This window comes from Mesoflavibacter sp. (genome assembly GCF_964226795.1).
In the GTDB taxonomy this organism is placed as follows: domain Bacteria; phylum Bacteroidota; class Bacteroidia; order Flavobacteriales; family Flavobacteriaceae; genus Mesoflavibacter; species Mesoflavibacter zeaxanthinifaciens.
This window is the reverse complement of record NZ_CAXQQP010000007.1, coordinates 293297-313919: the sequence shown is the minus strand read 5'-3', so window position 1 is coordinate 313919 and position 20623 is coordinate 293297. Positions and strand designations below refer to the sequence as shown.

The window sequence follows — 20623 nt, the reverse complement described above, 5'->3', positions numbered from 1 at the left end:
GTTTATTTTAAAGACAAATCATCTTCATCTAGTAATTGGTCAATAATATCTATAGTATTGTATAAAAAGATGTTATCATCAATATTTAAAAAGCCATCAAAACGAATTCTATTGTTTTTAATAATTAAAAACGTTGGGTAACCATCAATTTTTAGTTTTTCTTCTACTACTTTACTATCTGATTTACAATATAAAGTTGGAAATTTATAATTTAATTTATCAACTAGGTTTAATACATTTTCAAACTTATCTCTTTTAAGAGGCATGTTTACTGAGTAGAATTCGATGTTTGGATTGTCTTTATATTTTAAATAGAGTTTTTCAAATTCAGGAAACTTCTTAAAACAAACTCCACACGCTGTATTCCAAAAATCTAAGACTATTATTTTATCATTAGGTAGTTGTTTTGAATTAAGATTTCTATCAACTAATGAAATTTCTGGAAAAATTAAATCGCTTTTAGAGTTATGATTTGCAATATAACTTCTATGGTTTGGAAAAATTAAAAAAGTAACGAAAAGAGAAAAGGATAAAATTAAAAGTGATTTTATTAAAATTGATTTACTTCTTAATATCCAAGCCAATAAAAATGCTATTGGTATAAAAACTAAATATAAAAAAGTCCTTACAAAGCCTGCATCTAAAGACACTATTAACATTAAAGCAACTATTGGAAATACTATAAAAACAAATCCTTGAAAAAAATCTTCTTTACGAGTTTTAAAAAATAAAAGAGATAAAAAAAATACACTTATTAATACAACTAAAGTTAACCATTGATGATTACCCCTAAACACAAAACCGAATAAAGTATAAAGTAGAATAACACTACTAAACCAAAGTATATTTTTAACTATTTTCAATATTTATTTAACTTTTTCTAATTTACTCAAAAATAACACGACCATCAAATTGCTCGGTCACATCAATAATTGGTGGAGTATTGACTGCAATTACATTTCCTGTACTTACTAGGTTTGCTTTAAGTTCTTGTTGCGGATTTACAAGAATATCGTTACTACCACGATGATAAATAGTCACGTTTTGCGCCACAAGATATCGTCCTTCAAAACGTCCATCTCCTGATGCATGACTTATGTTTAAATTTTCTGTAGTACCAGAAATTATATTTGTTGTTAGATTGTTAATTACAACTCTTAATGTTGTGCAATTAACTTCTAAATTAAAATTACCTACGTTATAAAAATCTCCACCATAATCTTCAGACAGTAATTTTAATTCCTCAAAATTTAAAACACCAACGCTATGCACATCTAAAGTACTACTATTTCTAATTTCGGTTAGATTTGGAACAGTAACGTGTACTTTGGTGATACCGTAATCTCTGGTTAAATTACAAGTATTGTTATCTCTTAAAATCAATCGGTCGTTTTGTACATAAACCTCAACATCATTAATTAAGTTTTCACCAGTTTCTACTAAAACACTTGGCGTTGCGCCTTGAGTTAGAAATAACTCGACATCTTTATGTACCGTGATTTTAGAAAATGTACCAACTTCAAAAGTTTGCTGTATGATATCTCCTGCACTTTGAAAACAGTCTGGCGCATCTTCTTGATTGCATCCAAAAACAAAAAATAGGGTAATTATGTATAGTAATTTTTTCATTTATTTACTCTTTACTTTATCATCAAACTCTAACCATTGGTTTTACCTGCGTTAGCGATTAAGGTTTTGTCGGAGCTCTTTTTGTGTTGTTGCACATATGCAACACAAAAAAGCGACTACCGAAAGCGCGACCCTTGTGGTAACGCCCAAATTTTATAATCTAATTCCAACGCCAAATTCTACAGCTTCTGCTTTTGCTCCGTGAGATTTTAAGGTTAAGGCTCCAAAAATTTTATCTCCAAAATAACGTTTTAAACCAACACGACTGTAGACACGACCTTCAAAATCGAAAGGATAATACACGTAATAGCCTAACTGCGTCACTAAGGACGTTTTGCTAATAAACAACTCATGTCCCACAAATGCGCCAACACGTTTGTAATCTTCGTCTCCACTAACATTATCTAAAGGAAAAGCGACTGATTTATACTCGATATGCTTCTTTAAAAAGTTTGAAAAAAACACATCTGTTCCTATTTGGATGGCACTTTTACGATTTAATCTTTTATCTGCATAAGCAGACACAATGTAAAATACGTATTGACCAGAATTGATGATATCGCTTTCGTTTACACCTGTTCTAAAAGCGAAATTGTATTTAATTTTTTCGGTAAAAGCTTTGTCTTCTGTATTTGGGATATATTCTGGTAATTGATCTGCATCTAACACATAATTTACACCTAAGTTAAATGTAATACTGTTTATTGAACTGTTTGGTGCTTTTACATTGGCGTTAGAATAATGGATTAACGATAATCCAGTTTGTAATCCTAAACCTTTAAATAAGCTTTCTTTTTTGTAGTTAAGCATCAAATATGTCGAACTTAATAAATGTGTCCCAAACGCATTATTGCGGTAATTCTCTACTTTATCGTAAGGATTAGTATTATAGGCTAAACCTTGACCAATCCTAAACATTAAATGTCTTTTTAAGAAGTAGAAATTATAATGCGCGTATAACCCAAAATTGTTTCCTAAGGTTTTATTCTGAAGGTTTTGATAGATAAAAGACGCGCCATAATCCGGATAATTATACCTGCTTTGCCATGCTTGATCGCCAAAGGTTTTTTGGTTATAACTTAATATAACACCAGTTGGATGACCTTTAATTAAATGCGAAATATCAGTATTATGTTCTGCTATATTTCCATAAAAGTAATTGACATCTAAAGAGAATGGTCGCTTGTCTTCCTGAGCAAAAATTAATGTTGTAAAACAACAACAAATTAGGGCTAGTTTTAGTTTCATCTTAAAAATTAATGAAACAAAAGTAATGGTTTTTTAAAACACTAATTTTATTAATCAAATAAATCTGAAGATAAGTATCTATCTCCTCTGTCGCATATAATCACAACAACTGTTCCTTGGTCTAAATTTTTAATCAATTTTAATGCAGTTGCAACAGCGCCACCACTACTCATTCCTGCAAAAACGCCTTCTTCTTTTGCTAACCGTTGTGTCATTGCTTTAGCTTCTTCTGTACTAACTTCAAAAACTTGATCTACTTTGTTTTTATCAAATATTGTTGGCACGTAAGCTGGTGACCATTTTCTAATTCCTGGGATTTTTGATCCATCGGTAGGTTGCGCACCAACTATAGTGATGTTATTATTTTTTTCTTTTAAAAAAGTAGATGTACCCATAATGGTTCCTGTTGTTCCCATTGCAGATACAAAATGTGTTACTTCTCCGTTAGTATCTCTCCAGATTTCTGGACCTGTAGTTTTGTAATGTGCTTTCCAGTTATCATTATTTTCAAACTGATTTAATAGTGTATATCCTTTTTCATCACGAAGTTTAAAAGCCACATCTCTTGAGCCTTCAATACCGTCTTCTGCAGATGTTAGAATGACTTCTGCACCATAAGCTTTCATCGTTTTCACACGTTCTTCAGTAGAATTTTCAGGCATGATTAATTTCATTTTTAAGCCTAATAAGTTTGCTATAAAAGCTAATGCTATTCCTGTATTACCGCTTGTTGCTTCTACTAAAGTATCTCCTTTTTTTATATCTCCTCTTTTTAAAGCTTCGTTTATCATGTTATAAGCCGCTCTATCCTTAACACTAGCACCAGGATTGTGTCCTTCTAATTTAAAATATAAGGTCACGTTTTTATTTGGGTTGATACTTATAGACTTTACTAAAGGCGTGTTTCCTATAAGGTTTATGATACTTTTATTACTCACTTTTTGTTCTGATTTTATATTCTTTTTTATAGGTTAACGTTGAATTTTTAGGAACATTTTCTGTTACACATACATTAGCACCTATAATGGTATTAGAGCCAATAACAATATCGCCTAACACTGTAGCATTGGCATAAATAACCACATTTTTTTCTATAGTTGGATGTCTTTTTGTATCTGCAAGACTTTTTAATACATGTAATCCGCCAAGTGTAACACCTTGGTAAATTTTTACTTCATCCTTTATGATTGTGGTTTCTCCTATTACAATTCCTGTACCGTGATCTAAGAAAAAAGAATCGCCAATAGTTGCTCCTGGATGAATATCTATACCTGTTATACCATGCACATATTCACTCATCATTCTTGGCAAAATCCTAACACCAAGTTTTAATAATTGATGACTTAAACGGTGTATTGAAATTGCATAAAATCCTGGATATGCTAAATAGATTTCTTCTACGCATTTATTTGCAGGGTCATTATTTTGAAAAGCTTTTGCATCTAAATGCAATTTTTCTCTAATTGAAGGCAGACTTGAGTTGAAATCATTCCAAATTTGAGCTGTATCATTTACTCCTAAAGCTGTAGTTATTTCTAAAAATTTTTCTTCTAAAAATTGAGAATCCTCAGCTTGTTCGTCAAACATAAAGTAGTAAAGTCTTTTGGTAAAAACTTCTACTTTATCTTTTAATCTTACGTTTATTGTTAAAGCCATTAAATTGTTTATCTAACAGCTACAAAGATAAAGCTTAATTAACTAGCGGCTTGTTTATATTTTGTTAAGGCTTCTTTATTTAAGTTTGAGTATTGAAAAATAGGTTTTAAAATTTTTGAAAGTTGCTCAAACTCTATTAAAAACGCATCATGACCATGTATTGATTTAATTTCTGAAATAGATATATTTTCTTTTTTAGGTTTTAGATGAATATAAGTATCCCAGTTATGATCTGATAAAAACAAACCATCTGTATTTATCGTTATTAGATGAATTTGTCCAGATATTTTTGAAGCTTTGCTAATAAACTCTTCTTTTGTTTTGGCAACTTCAATAGTTTTTAGCAAATGATTCATCAATTTATAGGAAGACAATTGAAACCTATTTTTTAATGTATTACCATGATATTGCAACCAATTTTCTATTGCATAATAATTAGCTTCTTTTTGATTTTTAAATTTATGATTGAAAGATGTTGCTGTGCGATAAAATGTCATAGCATGCATACGCGCATCTTCTATTGGTCGATTAGAATTATTTAAAATATTATCTTGAATAAAAACATTACCTATCAACCAGTCGTCTGCTTTCCAATGACTAGCAACAACAACTATATTATCAAATAGATTTGAATTGTTTACTGCCAAATGCCAAGTAATACCGCCACCTAAAGAGGCACCAATTACAGTATGTATGCTGTCAATATTTAGTGTATAAAGCCCAATTTCAAAGATTTTTGCTATATCATTTACTGTAAAATCTTTATAGTTATTTATTATATTTTCTTTTTTATTATCAAAGCCATTACCTGGTATGTTAAAGCATAAAATTGTATATTTTTGGGTATCAATTATGTTTTGGTCGCCTACAACATCGTTCCACCAACCATTTATTCCTGTTACATTTGAGTTTCCTGTTAATGCATGATTAATAAGAACTATTGGTGCTGTGTGTAAAGCTTGCCCAAATATTTGATATGTTAAGTCTATTGATTTTGTTTGACCGTTGCTTAACGCAAAGTCATATATTGATATATGTTGTAATTTTCTCATAATTGCAGATTTTTTAAAATAGACTTCGCACTTCACTTTTTCATATAAAATGCGAAGCTATTTCTTACTAATAACTAAAAATAAAACATGCTATTTTTAAGCCAATACTGACTTTTCTACAACATTAAAAGCTTCTTTTAAATCAGCTTTTAAATCTTCAATATTTTCTAACCCAACAGATAGTCTAATTAAATCTTTTGTAACACCTGTATCTTCTTGAGACGCATCACTAAGTTGTTGATGTGTTGTACTAGCTGGATGAATAATTAATGATTTTGAGTCTCCAAAATTTGCTACTAAATCAAACAGTTTGGTTGTATCTACTATTTTTTTTGCAGACTCATAACCGCCTTTTACTCTAAAAGTTAAAACACCACTTTGTCCTTTTGGCAAATACTTTTGTGCTAAAGAATAGTACTTGCTGGTTTCTAAACCTGGATAGTTTACCCAATTAACTTCTGGTTGTTCTTGTAACCATTTAGCTAGTTGTAGTGCATTATCACTATGCTTATTTAAACGTAATTCTAAAGTTTCTAATCCTTGTATGATTTGAAACGCATTAAACGGACTTAAAGCACTACCGTAATCACGCAAACCTTCTATTCTTATTTTTGCAATAAATGCAGCAGCACCAATAGCTTCACTATATACTAATCCATGATACCCTGGTGATGGTTCTGTAAATTCTGGGAATTTACCATTTGTCCAATCAAATGTTCCTGCATCAATAATAATTCCGCCTAATGAAGTCCCATTACCTGAAATGTATTTTGTTAAGGAATGAATAACAATGTTTGCACCATATTCTATTGGGTTTAATAAATATGGCGTTAGCACTGTATTATCAACAATTAATGGTACTTTGTGTGCTTTTGCTACTTTAGAAATACTTTCTAAATCTAAAACATCTAATTTTGGATTTCCTAAAGATTCCACAAAAATAGCTCTTGTATTTTCTTTTGTAGCTTTACTAAAATTATCAGGATCTGAAGGGTCTACAAAAGTGGTCGTTATACCATGTCTTGGCAAGGTTACACTTAATAAATTATACGATCCACCATAAAGACTATTTGAAGCAACAATATGGTCTCCTGCCTTAAGTAATGTTAGTAATGTAGTTGCTATTGCAGATGTGCCAGAAGCTGTTGCTACTGCAGCAATACCGCCTTCTAAAGCAGCTAATCGTTGTTCTAAAACATCTGTAGTTGGATTATTTAATCTAGTGTAAATAAACCCAGGAACTGACAGATTAAATCTTCCTGCTGCGTCATCTGCATTATCAAAAACATATGCTGTGTTTTGATAAATTGGGACTGCTCTTGTTCCTCCATGTTGACTAACGTCATGACCTGCGTGCAACGCTTGGGTTGCAAATTTTTGTGTACTCATTTTTCTAAGTTTTTGAGTTAATAAATAATTAAACCAAAAGCCAAATAAGCCTCGTAAGAAGCGTACTTAATAGAAAAATGTTATAAGAAAAATAGTAATTACAGATGAGTAATTACGTGTTGGTTATCTATCCGAGAATGCGAGAAATGATTCGCACTTTCAAGTAGAATTTAGCACCTTCTTAGTAAGTTTAAGGGTTGCTAAGGCTTCATTGGGTCTATTCCCTCTGCCTTTCTTGATAACATTTCAGTAAGTTATTGAACTTTGTGAGCACAAATATTCAAACACAAAAACTTAAAATCCAAATAATTTATACTAAAATTTTTAAAAAAGATGAAAAACACTATTAATTTTCTTCCAAAAACTTCTCTCTAATCACCTGGTCTACAGGCTTGTTTTCAACTTTACTTTCTAACCAAGAAATGATGTCTAAATATAAAAATGCACGACGTTCAAAAGGATGATTCTCATAAACTTTCAACTTTTCAAGTAAAGATTTAAATGCTTTTTTGATGTCTTGTGGATAAATATCTTGTAAATTTCTAATAAATTTTATCATCTCTTTTTGCACATCGTGCAACTCATTCATTTGTATTAAAAATTTATAAGTTGTACGCAATAAAGTTTCTAAATGATAATCTAAACCAGCTTCATAATGCGCAACTAAATTTAAAACTCTAGAAAAACATAACAAATCTTCTCTCATAGTTAAAGATTTGTTTGAAATTATTTTATCTAGATAAAAAATGCATGCTTTATTATTACCAGACCCAAAATGTAAGCTAGCAAATTTGTAGTAAAAAATCATGGTATGATGCTCGTCAATCCTATCCTTAAAACGCTCTAAATCTTTATCAATTTTTGGTATTAATTCTACACCTTCTTTAAAGCTTCCATCAATAAAAAAAGAATTGATTTTATTTAAATTGAAGTACAAAAACGAAAGTGCTTCTACATTTTCATCTTTAGGGAATTTTTTATCTTCTATAACTGCTTGAAATTTATTTAAAGCTTCGTCAAATTTATTTTTGTTTTTTATAAAAAACAGTGATTCTAACAAGTAGTTATTTCCTTTTAAGAAGAAAACAGGATTTAGGCTTATCATTGAAGGATTTTCATAAAAAAGATCAACCCACTTTAAGGCATATTTATAACAGTTTTTAAAATCCTGTAATAAAAAACTGTACCACAAATAAGCGTTATACAACCATAATTTTTCTCTAAATCCTAAATCTTTTATTTTGTATTTAGGCAATCTAGCTTTAAAATAATCACTAACCTCATTACCTTCTGCTTCACTTTTTACATAGCCAGTTTTAAGAATAATACTATAAAGCTGAAGTGATAGATTTGACAACTTACTTGCTATCATGTTTTGAGCACTTAACTCTTTTGCTTGAACAGTTAACTCATCTGCCCTACTACTGATACTACGTGTTATGTATTGAGATTCTATAACTTTTTCGAATTCTACAATTTCATAAGCTAAGTTTTTTTCTTCATTTTGTACGGCTAGCTCTTTGGCTTTATCCAATATTTTTAGACTCTGTTTATAGAGTCCTTTATGATATAAAATAGAAGCAAAATCTAACTGTTCTCTAATTTGAGAACGTATGTTTTGATGAGATGGGCTTAACTTAAGGCTTATTAAAATTTGCTTATATAAATGTGCTTTTACATTGGCTAATTGCTGTTTTTTAATTTCAGTAGACTTTAAAATTGCAATTTCATCATACATTTTCAACTTATCTAAGACATTAAAAAGGTTTAAAAATTTAGAGTCACTATTTACTCCTAACCTACCTACATACAATTTAAATTGTCGTTTTTCTGACTTAGTTAAAGATTTAACTAGTATAAATAAATTATCTTTTTGGTCTTTAGTCATCAATCAACATGTTATTTAACTAACTTATTTACAGTTGCTTATGTTTGTTTTTAGAAACTGAACATCGTAAGATATCAATTAGCCATTATGTGTTAGACATACCAAAGTATAAATTAGTGAGTCAATAGAAAAATAATTCTCTCTTAAAATGTCTAAAAACACAATTCAAATATTTGATACTACACTTAGGGACGGAGAACAAGTCCCAGGTTGTAAATTAAATACAGAACAAAAAGTAGTCATTGCAAAGCAACTAGACTTACTTGGTGTTAATGTAATAGAAGCTGGATTTCCTGTATCTAGTCCTGGCGACTTCCAATCGGTAGAAGCAATTTCTGAAATTGTAAAAAATGCTACTGTTTGTGGCTTGACAAGAGCTGTAGAAAATGATATTAAAGTTGCTGCAGAAGCTTTAAAAAAAGCAAAATATCCTAGAATCCACACAGGAATTGGCACTTCAGATTCTCATATAAAATTCAAATTTAAATCAAACAGAGTTGCTATTATAGATCGTGCTTTTGAAGCGGTTAAGTATGCTAAATCCTTTATTGAAGATGTTGAATTTTATGCCGAAGATGCTGGTCGTACAGAAAACGAATATTTAGCACGTGTTTGCGAAGCTGCCATAAAAGCTGGAGCAACAGTTTTAAATATTCCAGACACAACAGGCTATTGCTTACCTAGTGAATATGGTGCAAAAATAAAATACTTAAAAGAAAATGTAAAAGGCATTGAAAATGCCATACTTTCTTGTCATTGCCATAACGATTTAGGTTTAGCAACAGCAAATTCTATAGAAGGCGTAATTAATGGTGCAAGACAAATAGAATGTACTATAAATGGGATTGGAGAACGTGCTGGTAACACTGCATTAGAAGAAGTTGTTATGGTTTTAAAACAACATCCATATCTTAATTTAGACACTTCAATCAATACAAAACACCTTTACGGCATCAGCCAATTGGTAAGTGAAAATATGGGTATTTACACGCAACCAAATAAAGCTATCGTTGGTGCAAATGCGTTTGCACATAGCTCTGGAATACATCAAGATGGTGTGATTAAAAATCGTGAAACTTACGAAATTATTGATCCAAAAGATGTTGGAGTTACTGAAAGCGCTATTGTATTAACCGCTCGTAGCGGAAGAGCTGCTCTAGCTTACAGAGCAAAAAATGTTGGTTACGAATTAACAAAACTTCAGTTAGACGACGTGTATGCAAACTTCCTAAGTTTTGCAGATAGAAAAAAGGAAATTAACGATCACGATATACACGAGATTATTGCAACTAGCAACGTATATCAACAAATTATAAGCGCTTAATACAGCGTAAATATTAAAGATAATGACTAAAAAAACATTATTTGATAAAGTTTGGGACGCACATGTGGTAGATGCAATAGAAAATGGTCCACAAATTTTATATATAGATAAACATTTAATACATGAAGTTACAAGTCCGCAAGCTTTTAATGAGCTAAAGGCGCGTAACATTCCTATTTTTAGACCTGATCAGATTATTGCAACAGCAGATCACAACACACCAACTGTAGATCAACATTTACCTGTTAAAGACGATTTATCAAGAAAGCAATTAAAACAACTTTCTGAAAATTGTAAAGCTAACAATATCACACTTTACGAGTTAGGTCATAAATACAATGGTATTGTTCATGTTATGGCACCAGAACTTGGCATTACCCAACCAGGAATGACCATAGTTTGTGGTGATAGTCACACCTCAACACATGGTGCATTTGGATCTATCGCTTTTGGTATTGGTACTAGCCAAGTCGCTCAAGTATTTGCTAGTCAATGCCTATTATTAACCAAACCAAAAAGCTTAAGAGTTACCGTTAACGGAACACTAAAAAAAGGCGTTTTACCTAAAGACGTCATTTTATACATCATCGCTCAAATAGGTACTAATGCTGGAACAGGTTACTTCTGCGAATATACTGGTGATGTATTTGAAAATATGTCTATGGAAGGCAGAATGACAGTTTGTAATATGAGTATTGAAATGGGCGCACGCGGCGGAATTATTGCTCCAGACCAAACTACTTTTGACTATGTAAAAGATAGAGAGTTTGCTCCAAAAGTAAAAGATTTTGAAGACAAAGTAGCCTACTGGAAAACTTTACCAACAGACGAAGGTGCTGTTTTTGATAAAGAATACACCTTTAATGCTGAAGATATCGACCCCATGATTACTTACGGTACTAATCCAGGAATGGGCATAAAAATCACCGATAACATACCGCAATTTAATGATGCATCGTTTGAAAAATCTTTAAAATACATGGATTTTAAAAAAGGTGAAAGTCTTATTGACAAAACCATTAATTACGTGTTTATTGGTAGTTGTACCAACTCAAGAATTGAAGATTTTAGGATTGCTGCACAATATATAAAAGGCAAACAAAAAGCAGATAATGTAACAGCTTGGTTAGTCCCAGGAAGCAAACAGGTAGAATCTCAAATTATTGAAGAAGGCTTAAAAAGTATTTTTGAAGATGCTGGGTTTAAGCTACGTCAACCTGGTTGTAGTGCTTGTTTAGCAATGAATGACGATAAAATTCCTGAAGGCGAATATTGTGTATCGACTTCAAATAGAAATTTTGAAGGTAGACAAGGTCAAGGATCTCGTACTATTTTGGCAAGTCCATTAGTTGCTGCCGCAACAGCTATTGAAGGAAAAATTATTGATGTAACTGCAACCAATTTTATTGCTGAAGAAATTTAAGACATGGAAAAATTTACAACATTACAATCTACAGCTATTCCATTAGCAATAGAAAATATAGATACCGATCAAATTATACCTGCGCGATTTTTAAAAGCTACAGACCGTAATGGTTTTGGCGAAAATGCGTTTAGAGATTGGCGTTTTAATAAAGACGGCTCTGTTAATACAGATTTTGCATTAAACCAACCAGAATATAGCGGAAGCATCTTGGTTGCTGGTAATAATTTTGGTTGTGGCTCTAGTAGAGAGCATGCTGCTTGGGCTTTAACCGATTACGGTTTTAAAGTTGTTGTCTCTAGTTTTTTTGCAGATATTTTTAAAGGAAATGCACTTAACAATGGGTTATTACCTGTACAAGTTAGTGACGATTTTTTAAAGGTACTTTTAAACGAAATTAAAGAGAATCCTAAAACCGAATTAATTGTAAATCTTGAAAACCAATCGATAAGCGTTGCCAACACTTCGTTTAAAGAACATTTTGAGATTGACCCTTATAAAAAAACATGCTTAATTAATGGTTATGATGATATTGACTATTTATTAAGCAAAAAAGAATTAATCACTCAGTTTGAAAACCAACGTAGCTAGTTAGCCTGCGTTAGCGATTGCAGTGGTATCCTTTTTACGTCAGTTTGAGTCATGCGACGATAGGAGCATTGTAACGAAAACAGAGTAAAAAGATTTAACGAAAAGCGCGACCCGATAGGGAAACGCCCAAAAACAAAAAATTAACTAACAAAAAGCAAAAATTGCTTTAAAATATATACTATGAAATTAAATATTGCAGTTTTATCTGGTGATGGTATTGGCCCAGAAGTTACGCATCAAGCTATAAAAGTACTTAAAGCTATCGCACAAGAGTTTGACCATAGCTTTAGATTTAAAGAAGCGCCTGTTGGTGCTATTGCGATTGACCAAACTGGTAATCCTTTACCAGACGACACCTTACAACTTTGCGAGGCTAGTGACGCTATTTTATTTGGCGCTATTGGTGATCCTAAATACGATAATAATCCTAGTGCTAAAGTTAGACCAGAACAAGGGTTACTTAAATTAAGAAAATCTCTTGGTCTTTACGCTAACATTAGACCAGTTAAGGCTTACGAGACGTTATTAGACAAATCGCCTCTAAAAGAACACATTATTAAAGGTACAGATATTAGTATTTATCGTGAGTTGACTGGTGGTATTTATTTTGGTAAAAAACAATTAAGCGAAGACGGACATGTAGCTTCAGATTTATGTGAATATTCTCGGGAAGAAATAGAGCGTATTGCACATCTTGCTTTTAAAGCTGCTCAAAGCCGAAAGAAAAAAGTGACTTTAGTAGATAAAGCTAATGTCTTAGAAACATCGCGTTTATGGAGAAAAGTGGTTACTGAACTAGCTAAAGGTTATCCTGATGTAGAATTAGACTTTTTATTTGTAGATAATGCTGCAATGCAAATGATTTTAAATCCAAAACAATTTGACGTGATCTTAACCGAAAACTTGTTTGGCGATGTAATTAGTGACGAAGCTAGCGTTATTGGTGGAAGCATTGGTTTGTTAGCTAGCGCATCTGTTGGAGATAAGCATGCTATGTTTGAACCAATTCACGGTTCTTATCCTCAAGCAAAAGGTAAAGGTATTGCAAATCCTATAGCTTCAATTTTAAGTGCTGCAATGTTACTTGAACATTTTGGTCTTTACAAAGAAGCAAATGTTATTAAAGCTGGTGTAGAAAAATCGTTACAATTGCATGTAACAACACCAGATTTAAATGATAATTTTGATCATATCACAACGTCTAAAGTTGGAGATTTTATAGAAGATTTTATCCATAATCCTAAGGATAGTAATTTAAATTTTACTAATATTCACTTAGGACAATCCACAATTATTTAAGTTTTAGTATTTAATTTGGAGTCTATGAAGCACCTTGAAAAAGGTGCTTTTTTTTACACTAAAAACTGAAATAACTCTGGTTTATTATTTAAATAATCCCCGTAAAAATTATGAAGTTTCATTTTTGTAATTAAAGGTTCTAAATCGTCTGCCGATTTTAACTCTACTCCTACTACTGCTGCACCATTTTCACGGTTTGTTTTTTTGGTATATTCAAAGTGAGTAATATCATCATTTTCTCCTAAAATATCAACAACAAACTCGCGTAATGCGCCAGCACGTTGTGGAAAGGTCACGATAAAATAGTGTTTTAGATTAGCATGTAACAAGGCACGTTCTTTAATTTCGGCAGTCCTAGTAATGTCATTATTACTTCCGCTTACTACACAAATCACATTTTTACCTTTTATTTCTTCTTTAAAATCATCTAAAGCAGAAATACTCAAAGCGCCAGCAGGTTCAACTACTATCGCATCTTTATTGTATAAATCCAAGATAGTTTGGCAAACTTTACCTTCAGCAACCGTTACCATTTGATCTAAATTTGACTTACAGATTTCAAAATTTAAATCGCCAACGCGTTGCACAGCTGCACCATCTACAAACTTTTCGATGTGATTAAGTTGTGTGTTTTTTTGATTTTCAATCGATGTTTTCATTGATGGCGCGCCTAAAGGCTCGACACCAATAATTTTTGTTTGCGGTGATAACTCTTTAAACACTGAAGATAATCCAGCTGATAATCCGCCACCACCAACAGGTACAAATACATAATGAATTGGATGATGTGCTTGGTCTATAATTTCTAACCCAACGGTAGCTTGACCTTCAATTACCTTTTCATCATTAAATGGATGAATAAATGCTTTTGAAAGTCGCTCGCATTCTTTCATCGCTAGATGATAAGAATCGTCAAAAGTATCGCCTGCAAGAACAATATCGATATACTCTTCTCCAAACATTTTCACCTGCTCCACCTTTTGTTTTGGTGTTGGAGCAGGCATATAAATAGTGCCTTTAATTTTTAATAATTTACAAGATAAAGCAACGCCTTGTGCATGATTACCAGCACTAGCACAAACAACACCATTCTCTACTTCTGAAGCTGATAACGAAGACATTTTATTATATGCGCCTCTAATTTTATAGGAACGTACTTGCTGCAAATCTTCACGTTTAAACATGATATTACAGTCAAATTCTTTAGAATATCTAAAACTTGATGTTAATGGCGTCACCGCTGCAACATCGCGTAACTTTTCGGCTGCAGCTTCTACTGCTTTTAATTTAGGAAAATAGATTGTTTGCGTTTGCATTAGTTTGTTTTTAAGCTAAAACACTTTCTTCTTTAGCTTCGGTTTTTATCACTTTCATAGCTGTCATTGCTGCACGAAGACGCTTACCAACAGTTTCGATTGGATGATTTCTAATAGCGTCATTCACTTTGATTAATTCGATATTATCAACGCCTGTTTTTGTTGAAAATGACTTTCCAATTACTGATGTATCAACAGTTTTCATAAAATCAGCTAGTAAAGGTTTGCACGCATGATCAAATAAATAGCAACCATATTCAGCAGTATCAGAAATAACACGATTCATTTCAAATAACTTTTTACGCGCAATGGTATTTGCTATTAATGGTAATTCGTGTAACGATTCGTAGTAAGCAGAATCTTCGATTATTCCTGCGCTCACCATAGTTTCAAAAGCAAGCTCAACACCAGATTTCACAAATGCGACTAATAACACACCATGATCAAAATACTCTTGTTCTGTGATGTGCTCTGAAGTTAATTCGGTTTTTTCAAAAGCAGTTTCGCCAGTAGCTGCTCGCCATTTTAATAGATTGACATCATCATTTGCCCAATCTTCCATCATAGTTTTTGAGAAATGACCAGAAATGATATCGTCCATATGTTTTTCAAATAACGGACGCATGATGGTTTTTAATTCTTCAGACAATTCAAAAGCTTTAATTTTTGAGGGATTTGAAAGTCTATCCATCATGTTTGTAATACCGCCATGTTTTAAAGCTTCAGTTATAGTTTCCCAACCAAACTGGATTAATTTTGCAGCATAACCAGCATCAATTCCTTCGGCAACCATTTTGTCAAAAGACAAAATTGCTCCTGTTTGCAACAAGCCACATAATATGGTTTGCTCACCCATTAAATCAGATTTTACTTCAGCCACAAAAGACGATTCTAAAACGCCTGCTCTATCGCCACCAGTTGCAACTGCGTAAGCTTTTGCTTGCGCCCAACCTTTATTTTCTGGATCGTTTTCTGGATGCACAGCAATTAATGTTGGCACGCCAAAACCACGTTTGTATTCCTCACGCACTTCGGTTCCTGGACATTTTGGCGCGACCATAATTACTGTAATATCTTTACGGATTTGTGTACCTTCTTCAACAATATTAAAACCATGCGAGTAGCTTAACGTTGCGCCTTTTTTCATTAAAGGCATCACTTGATTTACTACATCTGTATGTTGCTTGTCTGGTGTTAAGTTTAACACCAAATCTGCTGATGGGATTAAATCTTCGTAGGTTCCAACATTAAATCCGTTATCGGTTGCATTTTTGTACGACGCACGTTTTTCATCAATTGCTTGTTGGCGTAAGGCGTAAGAAATATCTAAACCAGAATCTCTCATGTTTAGTCCTTGGTTTAATCCTTGTGCGCCACAACCTACGATGACTATTTTTTTATCTTTTAATACAGCTACGCCATCTTCAAATTCTGAAGCTTCCATAAATCTGCATTTTCCTAATTGTTCTAATTGTTTTCTTAATGGTAATGTGTTAAAATAATTTGCCATTTTAGTTTGTTTTTTAGTGTTGAAAGGCTTCCAACATTTTAGTTATTTCCATTGGTGTTTTGGTGACTGCAATTCGCCCAGAACGGGTAAATTGCAAAATCCCAAACGCACTTAATTCTCTGTGCAATAATTCTATTTCGCTTCGTCTTCCTGATTTTTCAAGTACAAAAAATTCTTTATTTACAGTGACAATTCTTGCGTTACTTTCTTTAATAATATTTTGAATTTGTCGCTCTTCAAACAATAAATCTGATTTGATTTTGAACAGACAAGACTCTTGATAAATAGTTTCTTCTTCCGTGTGATAATAGGCTTTAATCACCTCTACCTGTTTTTCAATTTGACCAATAATTTTTTTCATTTGGTCTTCGGTTAACTTTACCACAATGGTCCATTTAGACACATTTTCAATTTCAGAAATTGAAGAATTTATACTTTCAATGTTGATATGTCTACGTTGAAATATTGCCGAAATACGGTTTAATAACCCAATATTATTTTCGGTATATATAGAAACGGTATATAATTTATTTTCACTCATAATTACTCTAGTCTTACGTCTGAAACACTTGCTCCTGTTGGTATCATAGGGAATACATTATCTTCTTTTTCAACCATAACTTCTAAGAAATATGGGCCTTCCGTTTCCATCATTTCTTTTACAGCATTAGCTAAATCTTCTCTTTTAGATATGCTTTTTGCATTAATATGATACCCTTTAGCAATTGCTACAAAATCTGGATTTTCCATTTCTGTAGATGCATAACGTTTATCAAAAAATAGTTGTTGCCACTGTCTTACCATACCTAAAAAATTGTTGTTAAGTACGACAATTTTTACTGGTACTTTGGTTTGAAAAATAGTTCCAAGTTCTTGTATTGTCATTTGATAACCACCATCACCAGCAATCATTACAACATCACGTTCTGGTGCGCCCATTTTTGCACCAATTGCAGCTGGTAAAGCAAATCCCATTGTACCTAATCCGCCAGACGTAATGTTGCTTTTAGATACATTAAAATCGGCATAACGACACGCAATCATTTGGTGCTGACCAACATCGGTAACTATTGCTGCTTCACCTTTGGTTTGTGCATTAATCTCTTTAAGCACTTCACCCATAGTCAATCCATCTTTTGTTGGATGCAAATCGTCTTTTATTACTTTGTCGTATTCAACTTGATATAAATCTTTAAATTTTTGATGCCATTCTGTATGCGAATTTTCTTTTAAAAGTGGAAGAATTGCCGCCAAAGTATCTTTCGAATTTCCTAAAACAGCGACATCTGTTTTTACATTTTTATCAACTTCTGCTGGATCAATTTCAAAATGAATCACTTTAGCTTGTTTAGCGTATGTTGCTAAATTTCCTGTAACACGATCGTCAAAACGCATTCCGATTGCGATTAAAACATCACATTCATTTGTTAACACATTTGGTGCATAATTACCATGCATACCAACCATACCAACATTTAATGGATGTGTTGAAGGAATTGCCGAAGCACCTAAAATAGTCCAAGCCGATGGTAAACCAGCTTTTTCGATAACCGCTTTAAATTCAGCTTCAGCTTCCCCTAAAATCACACCTTGTCCCCAAACGACTAATGGTTTTTTTGCATTATTTATTAAATCTGCAGCAGCTTGTAAGGTGTTAGGATCAGTTTCAGGAATTGGTTTGTAACTTCTAATTCCTGTACATTTTTCGTATTTAAAATCGAATTCTTCAAATTGCGCATCCTTAGTAATGTCTATTAAAACAGGTCCAGGACGACCACTTTTTGCGATATAAAATGCTTTAGCAATCACTTCAGGAATTTCTGAAGCTTTTGTGACTTGATGATTCCATTTGGTAACAGGCGTTGAAATACCAACAATATCGGTTTCTTGAAAGGCATCACTACCTAATAAGTGTGAACCAACTTGACCAGTGATACAAACCATTGGCGTGCTATCTATTTGCGCATCAGCAATACCTGTAATTAGGTTGGTTGCGCCAGGACCAGAAGTAGCCATAGCAACACCAACTTTACCAGAAATGCGTGCGTAACCTTGTGCTGCATGCGTTGCACCTTGCTCGTGACGTGTTAAGACGTGATGAATTTCGTTTTGAAATTTATACAACTCGTCATAAACTGGCATAATTGCGCCGCCAGGATAACCATAAAGTACATCTACACCTTCTGCTATTAAGCTACGAACAACCGCTTCGCTACCTGAAATGCGGATAGATTTTGAAGTTGATTGCTCGTTATTTTTTATCGTTTTTGTTTCCATAAATTAGTATGGCGTTTATTAGTTTCTATTCTAAAACTCGTCGGTTACACAACCTTTGGATGCAGACGACACTGTTTTAGCATATTTATAAAGGACACCACGATTAAATTTTAATTCTGGTGCTTTCCATGATTGTTTTCTTTGTGATAATTCTTCTTCTGAAACTTCAAGTTGAATGGTATTGGTTTCAGCATCAATTGTGATAAAGTCACCATCTTTAACTAACGCGATATTTCCGCCATCTTGAGCTTCTGGTGTAATGTGACCAACCACAAAACCGTGTGTTCCGCCAGAAAAACGTCCATCTGTAATTAACGCTACGTCTTTACCCAAACCTGCGCCCATAATGGCTGCAGTTGGCTTAAGCATTTCTGGCATTCCTGGTCCGCCTTTTGGTCCTTCGTATCTGATTACAACCACATCACCTTTTTCTACTTTACCATCTCTAATACCATCGTTTGCTGCGTATTCACCTTCAAATACTTTTGCTTTTCCGCGAAAGCGTAATCCTTCTTTTCCTGTGATTTTTGCAACACTTCCGTCTTCGGCTAAATTACCGTAAAGCATGCGCAAGTGACCTGAGATTTTTATAGGCTCTTCGATTTGTTTTATCACATCTTGACCTTCTGTTAAATCATTAACATCTAATAAATTTTCTGCTAGTGTTTTTCCGGTAACGGTTAAACAATCACCATGAATCAAACCTTTTTTCAATAGATATTTTAAAACTGCAGGAATACCACCAACGCGATGTACATCTTCCATTAGGTATTTTCCGCTAGGTTTTAAATCGGCTAAAAATGGTGTGTTATCACTGATATTTTGAAAATCTTTTAAGGTGAAATCTATATTTGCCGCACGAGCAATTGCTAAAAAGTGAAGCACTGCATTGGTCGATCCGCCTAAAATAGTCACCAAACGAATAGCGTTTTCTAAAGATTTGCGTGTAATGATATCGCTTGGTTTAATATCTTTTTCAATTAACAATCGCATCGCTTCGCCAGCTTTTATGGCTTCTTGTTTTTTCTCTTCGCCAGTTGCTGGATTTGATGAGTTGAAAGGTAAGGTCATTCCTAAAGCTTCAATAGCTGACGCCATTGTATTTGCAGTATACATTCCACCACAAGCACCAGCACCAGGACAGGCTTTTTCAACTATATTTTGATATTCACTTTCATTCATTGTACCAGCGACTTTACTTCCCCAAGCTTCGAAAGCAGAAACGACGTCTAGTTTTTTTCCGTTATGGCAACCAGAATCAATGGTCCCGCCATAGACCAAAATACTTGGTCTATCTAGACGAATCATTGCCATTAATGCGCCTGGCATATTTTTGTCACAACCAACAACGGTAATTAGCCCATCGTAGCTCATTGCTTGCACTACGGTTTCCATAGAATCGGCAATAATATCTCTTGAAGGTAAAGAATAGCGCATTCCTGGTGTACCCATAGAAATTCCGTCACTTACACCAATGGTATTAAAAATTAAGCCTACAACATCTTTGTTTTTTGTGCCTTGCTTAGCGAGTTTTGCTAAGTCATTTAAATGCATATTACATGGATTACCTTCGTAACCTGTACTTGCAATACCTATAATAGGTTTATAAAAATCTTCTTTGGTTAATCCTATAGCGTGCAACATTGCTTGTGCTGCTGGTTGAGTTGGATCTTGTGTTACTGTTTTACTGTATTTATTTAGTTGACTCATTTAGTCCGTTTCTTATTTATGATTTTCTAAATTACTAATTTGACTATGCTTGATTTTTTAGTTATTGAATTATAGACTAAAGCCATAATTCAATTTAACTATTTAAATTATTGATTTTCAATAATTTAAAACAAAACACTTATGATGTCCAATAGATAATATTTGATCTTTTTATTTTACTTTGAAATGAAATGAACCCAACAAAAAAGCCTTCCTGAAAAGGAAGGCTTTTAAATTTATTCTTAACTAATAGACACCATTCCTTAACACCGTGATTTAATAATCACAATGCTAATAATTGAAATGATATT

Annotated in this window: 17 protein-coding genes and 1 riboswitch; of the genes, 4 read left to right on the top strand and 13 right to left on the bottom strand. The window is 33.0% G+C overall.

Features of this window, described 5'->3' with window-relative positions; genetic code table 11:
• Window positions 1-2 precede the first annotated feature (2 nt).
• From ACEQT4_RS06605 to ACEQT4_RS06570, 8 genes are all read right to left on the bottom strand, one after another.
• Complete coding sequence (locus tag ACEQT4_RS06605) at window positions 3-863, bottom strand: TlpA family protein disulfide reductase (protein ID WP_370226647.1); 861 nt, start codon at window positions 861-863, stop codon at window positions 3-5.
• Between the two features lie 22 nt (window positions 864-885).
• Window positions 886-1629 carry a head GIN domain-containing protein gene (locus ACEQT4_RS06600; RefSeq protein ID WP_370226645.1) on the bottom strand — a complete coding sequence of 248 codons (744 nt, stop codon included), beginning with the start codon at window positions 1627-1629 and terminating at the stop codon, window positions 886-888.
• Window positions 1630-1782: 153 nt separating this feature from the next.
• Window positions 1783-2877 carry an acyloxyacyl hydrolase gene (locus ACEQT4_RS06595; RefSeq protein WP_370226644.1) on the bottom strand — a complete coding sequence of 365 codons (1095 nt, stop codon included), beginning with the start codon at window positions 2875-2877 and terminating at the stop codon, window positions 1783-1785.
• Window positions 2878-2927: 50 nt separating this feature from the next.
• Entirely contained in the window at window positions 2928-3815 is an 888-nt protein-coding gene (gene cysM, locus ACEQT4_RS06590) for a cysteine synthase CysM (protein ID WP_370226643.1), read from the bottom strand.
• Window positions 3808-4533, bottom strand: coding sequence for a serine O-acetyltransferase EpsC (gene epsC / locus ACEQT4_RS06585; RefSeq protein ID WP_370226641.1), 726 nt, complete (start codon window positions 4531-4533; stop codon window positions 3808-3810). Before epsC ends, cysM begins: the two co-directional genes overlap by 8 nt.
• A gap of 38 nt (window positions 4534-4571) precedes the next feature.
• Window positions 4572-5585 carry an alpha/beta fold hydrolase gene (locus ACEQT4_RS06580; protein WP_370226640.1) on the bottom strand — a complete coding sequence of 338 codons (1014 nt, stop codon included), beginning with the start codon at window positions 5583-5585 and terminating at the stop codon, window positions 4572-4574.
• A gap of 96 nt (window positions 5586-5681) precedes the next feature.
• Complete coding sequence (locus ACEQT4_RS06575) at window positions 5682-6974, bottom strand: O-acetylhomoserine aminocarboxypropyltransferase/cysteine synthase family protein (RefSeq protein ID WP_370226639.1); 1293 nt, start codon at window positions 6972-6974, stop codon at window positions 5682-5684.
• 120 nt (window positions 6975-7094) lie between these two features.
• Window positions 7095-7219: riboswitch (SAM riboswitch) on the bottom strand.
• 101 nt (window positions 7220-7320) lie between these two features.
• Window positions 7321-8862 (bottom strand): hypothetical protein, encoded by a 1542-nt coding sequence (locus ACEQT4_RS06570; protein ID WP_370226637.1) that lies wholly within the window; start codon window positions 8860-8862, stop codon window positions 7321-7323.
• Window positions 8863-9010: 148 nt separating this feature from the next.
• Between ACEQT4_RS06570 and ACEQT4_RS06565 the strand changes: the two genes are divergently transcribed.
• The 4 genes from ACEQT4_RS06565 to leuB all read left to right on the top strand — a co-directional run bounded on the left by ACEQT4_RS06565 (window position 9011) and on the right by leuB (window position 13499).
• Window positions 9011-10186 carry a 2-isopropylmalate synthase gene (locus ACEQT4_RS06565; RefSeq protein WP_370226636.1) on the top strand — a complete coding sequence of 392 codons (1176 nt, stop codon included), beginning with the start codon at window positions 9011-9013 and terminating at the stop codon, window positions 10184-10186.
• A gap of 22 nt (window positions 10187-10208) precedes the next feature.
• Window positions 10209-11609: a 3-isopropylmalate dehydratase large subunit gene (leuC, locus tag ACEQT4_RS06560; RefSeq protein WP_370226635.1), complete on the top strand. Its 1401-nt coding sequence runs from the start codon at window positions 10209-10211 to the stop codon at window positions 11607-11609.
• 3 nt (window positions 11610-11612) lie between these two features.
• Window positions 11613-12200: a 3-isopropylmalate dehydratase small subunit gene (gene leuD / locus ACEQT4_RS06555; protein ID WP_370226634.1), complete on the top strand. Its 588-nt coding sequence runs from the start codon at window positions 11613-11615 to the stop codon at window positions 12198-12200.
• Window positions 12201-12380: 180 nt separating this feature from the next.
• Entirely contained in the window at window positions 12381-13499 is a 1119-nt protein-coding gene (leuB, locus tag ACEQT4_RS06550) for a 3-isopropylmalate dehydrogenase (protein WP_370226633.1), read from the top strand.
• A 53-nt stretch (window positions 13500-13552) separates the two neighbouring features.
• Here leuB and ilvA read toward each other — a convergent pair whose 3' ends face one another.
• The 5 genes from ilvA to ilvD are packed head-to-tail and all read right to left on the bottom strand — an operon-like array spanning window position 13553 to window position 20312.
• Window positions 13553-14815, bottom strand: a complete 1263-nt coding sequence (gene ilvA, locus ACEQT4_RS06545) for a threonine ammonia-lyase IlvA (protein ID WP_370226632.1) — start codon at window positions 14813-14815, stop codon at window positions 13553-13555.
• 10 nt (window positions 14816-14825) lie between these two features.
• Complete coding sequence (ilvC, locus tag ACEQT4_RS06540) at window positions 14826-16325, bottom strand: ketol-acid reductoisomerase (protein WP_370226630.1); 1500 nt, start codon at window positions 16323-16325, stop codon at window positions 14826-14828.
• 13 nt (window positions 16326-16338) lie between these two features.
• Complete coding sequence (ilvN, locus tag ACEQT4_RS06535) at window positions 16339-16866, bottom strand: acetolactate synthase small subunit (RefSeq protein ID WP_370226629.1); 528 nt, start codon at window positions 16864-16866, stop codon at window positions 16339-16341.
• A 2-nt stretch (window positions 16867-16868) separates the two neighbouring features.
• Window positions 16869-18602, bottom strand: coding sequence for a biosynthetic-type acetolactate synthase large subunit (gene ilvB / locus ACEQT4_RS06530; RefSeq protein ID WP_370226628.1), 1734 nt, complete (start codon window positions 18600-18602; stop codon window positions 16869-16871).
• Between the two features lie 30 nt (window positions 18603-18632).
• Window positions 18633-20312 carry a dihydroxy-acid dehydratase gene (gene ilvD, locus ACEQT4_RS06525; protein WP_370226627.1) on the bottom strand — a complete coding sequence of 560 codons (1680 nt, stop codon included), beginning with the start codon at window positions 20310-20312 and terminating at the stop codon, window positions 18633-18635.
• Window positions 20313-20623 lie beyond the last annotated feature (311 nt).

Coding starts and splice junctions, on each gene's coding strand:
- leuC (WP_370226635.1), top strand. CDS start 10,209: ATGACTAAAAAAACATTATTTGATAAAGTTTGGGACGCACATGTGGTA.
- ACEQT4_RS06600 (WP_370226645.1), bottom strand. CDS start 1,629: ATGAAAAAATTACTATACATAATTACCCTATTTTTTGTTTTTGGATGC.
- ACEQT4_RS06580 (WP_370226640.1), bottom strand. CDS start 5,585: ATGAGAAAATTACAACATATATCAATATATGACTTTGCGTTAAGCAAC.
- epsC (WP_370226641.1), bottom strand. CDS start 4,533: ATGGCTTTAACAATAAACGTAAGATTAAAAGATAAAGTAGAAGTTTTT.
- ilvD (WP_370226627.1), bottom strand. CDS start 20,312: ATGAGTCAACTAAATAAATACAGTAAAACAGTAACACAAGATCCAACT.
- ilvA (WP_370226632.1), bottom strand. CDS start 14,815: ATGCAAACGCAAACAATCTATTTTCCTAAATTAAAAGCAGTAGAAGCT.
- ilvB (WP_370226628.1), bottom strand. CDS start 18,602: ATGGAAACAAAAACGATAAAAAATAACGAGCAATCAACTTCAAAATCT.
- ACEQT4_RS06595 (WP_370226644.1), bottom strand. CDS start 2,877: ATGAAACTAAAACTAGCCCTAATTTGTTGTTGTTTTACAACATTAATT.
- ilvC (WP_370226630.1), bottom strand. CDS start 16,325: ATGGCAAATTATTTTAACACATTACCATTAAGAAAACAATTAGAACAA.
- ilvN (WP_370226629.1), bottom strand. CDS start 16,866: ATGAGTGAAAATAAATTATATACCGTTTCTATATATACCGAAAATAAT.
- ACEQT4_RS06565 (WP_370226636.1), top strand. CDS start 9,011: ATGTCTAAAAACACAATTCAAATATTTGATACTACACTTAGGGACGGA.
- ACEQT4_RS06570 (WP_370226637.1), bottom strand. CDS start 8,862: ATGACTAAAGACCAAAAAGATAATTTATTTATACTAGTTAAATCTTTA.
- leuD (WP_370226634.1), top strand. CDS start 11,613: ATGGAAAAATTTACAACATTACAATCTACAGCTATTCCATTAGCAATA.
- leuB (WP_370226633.1), top strand. CDS start 12,381: ATGAAATTAAATATTGCAGTTTTATCTGGTGATGGTATTGGCCCAGAA.
- ACEQT4_RS06575 (WP_370226639.1), bottom strand. CDS start 6,974: ATGAGTACACAAAAATTTGCAACCCAAGCGTTGCACGCAGGTCATGAC.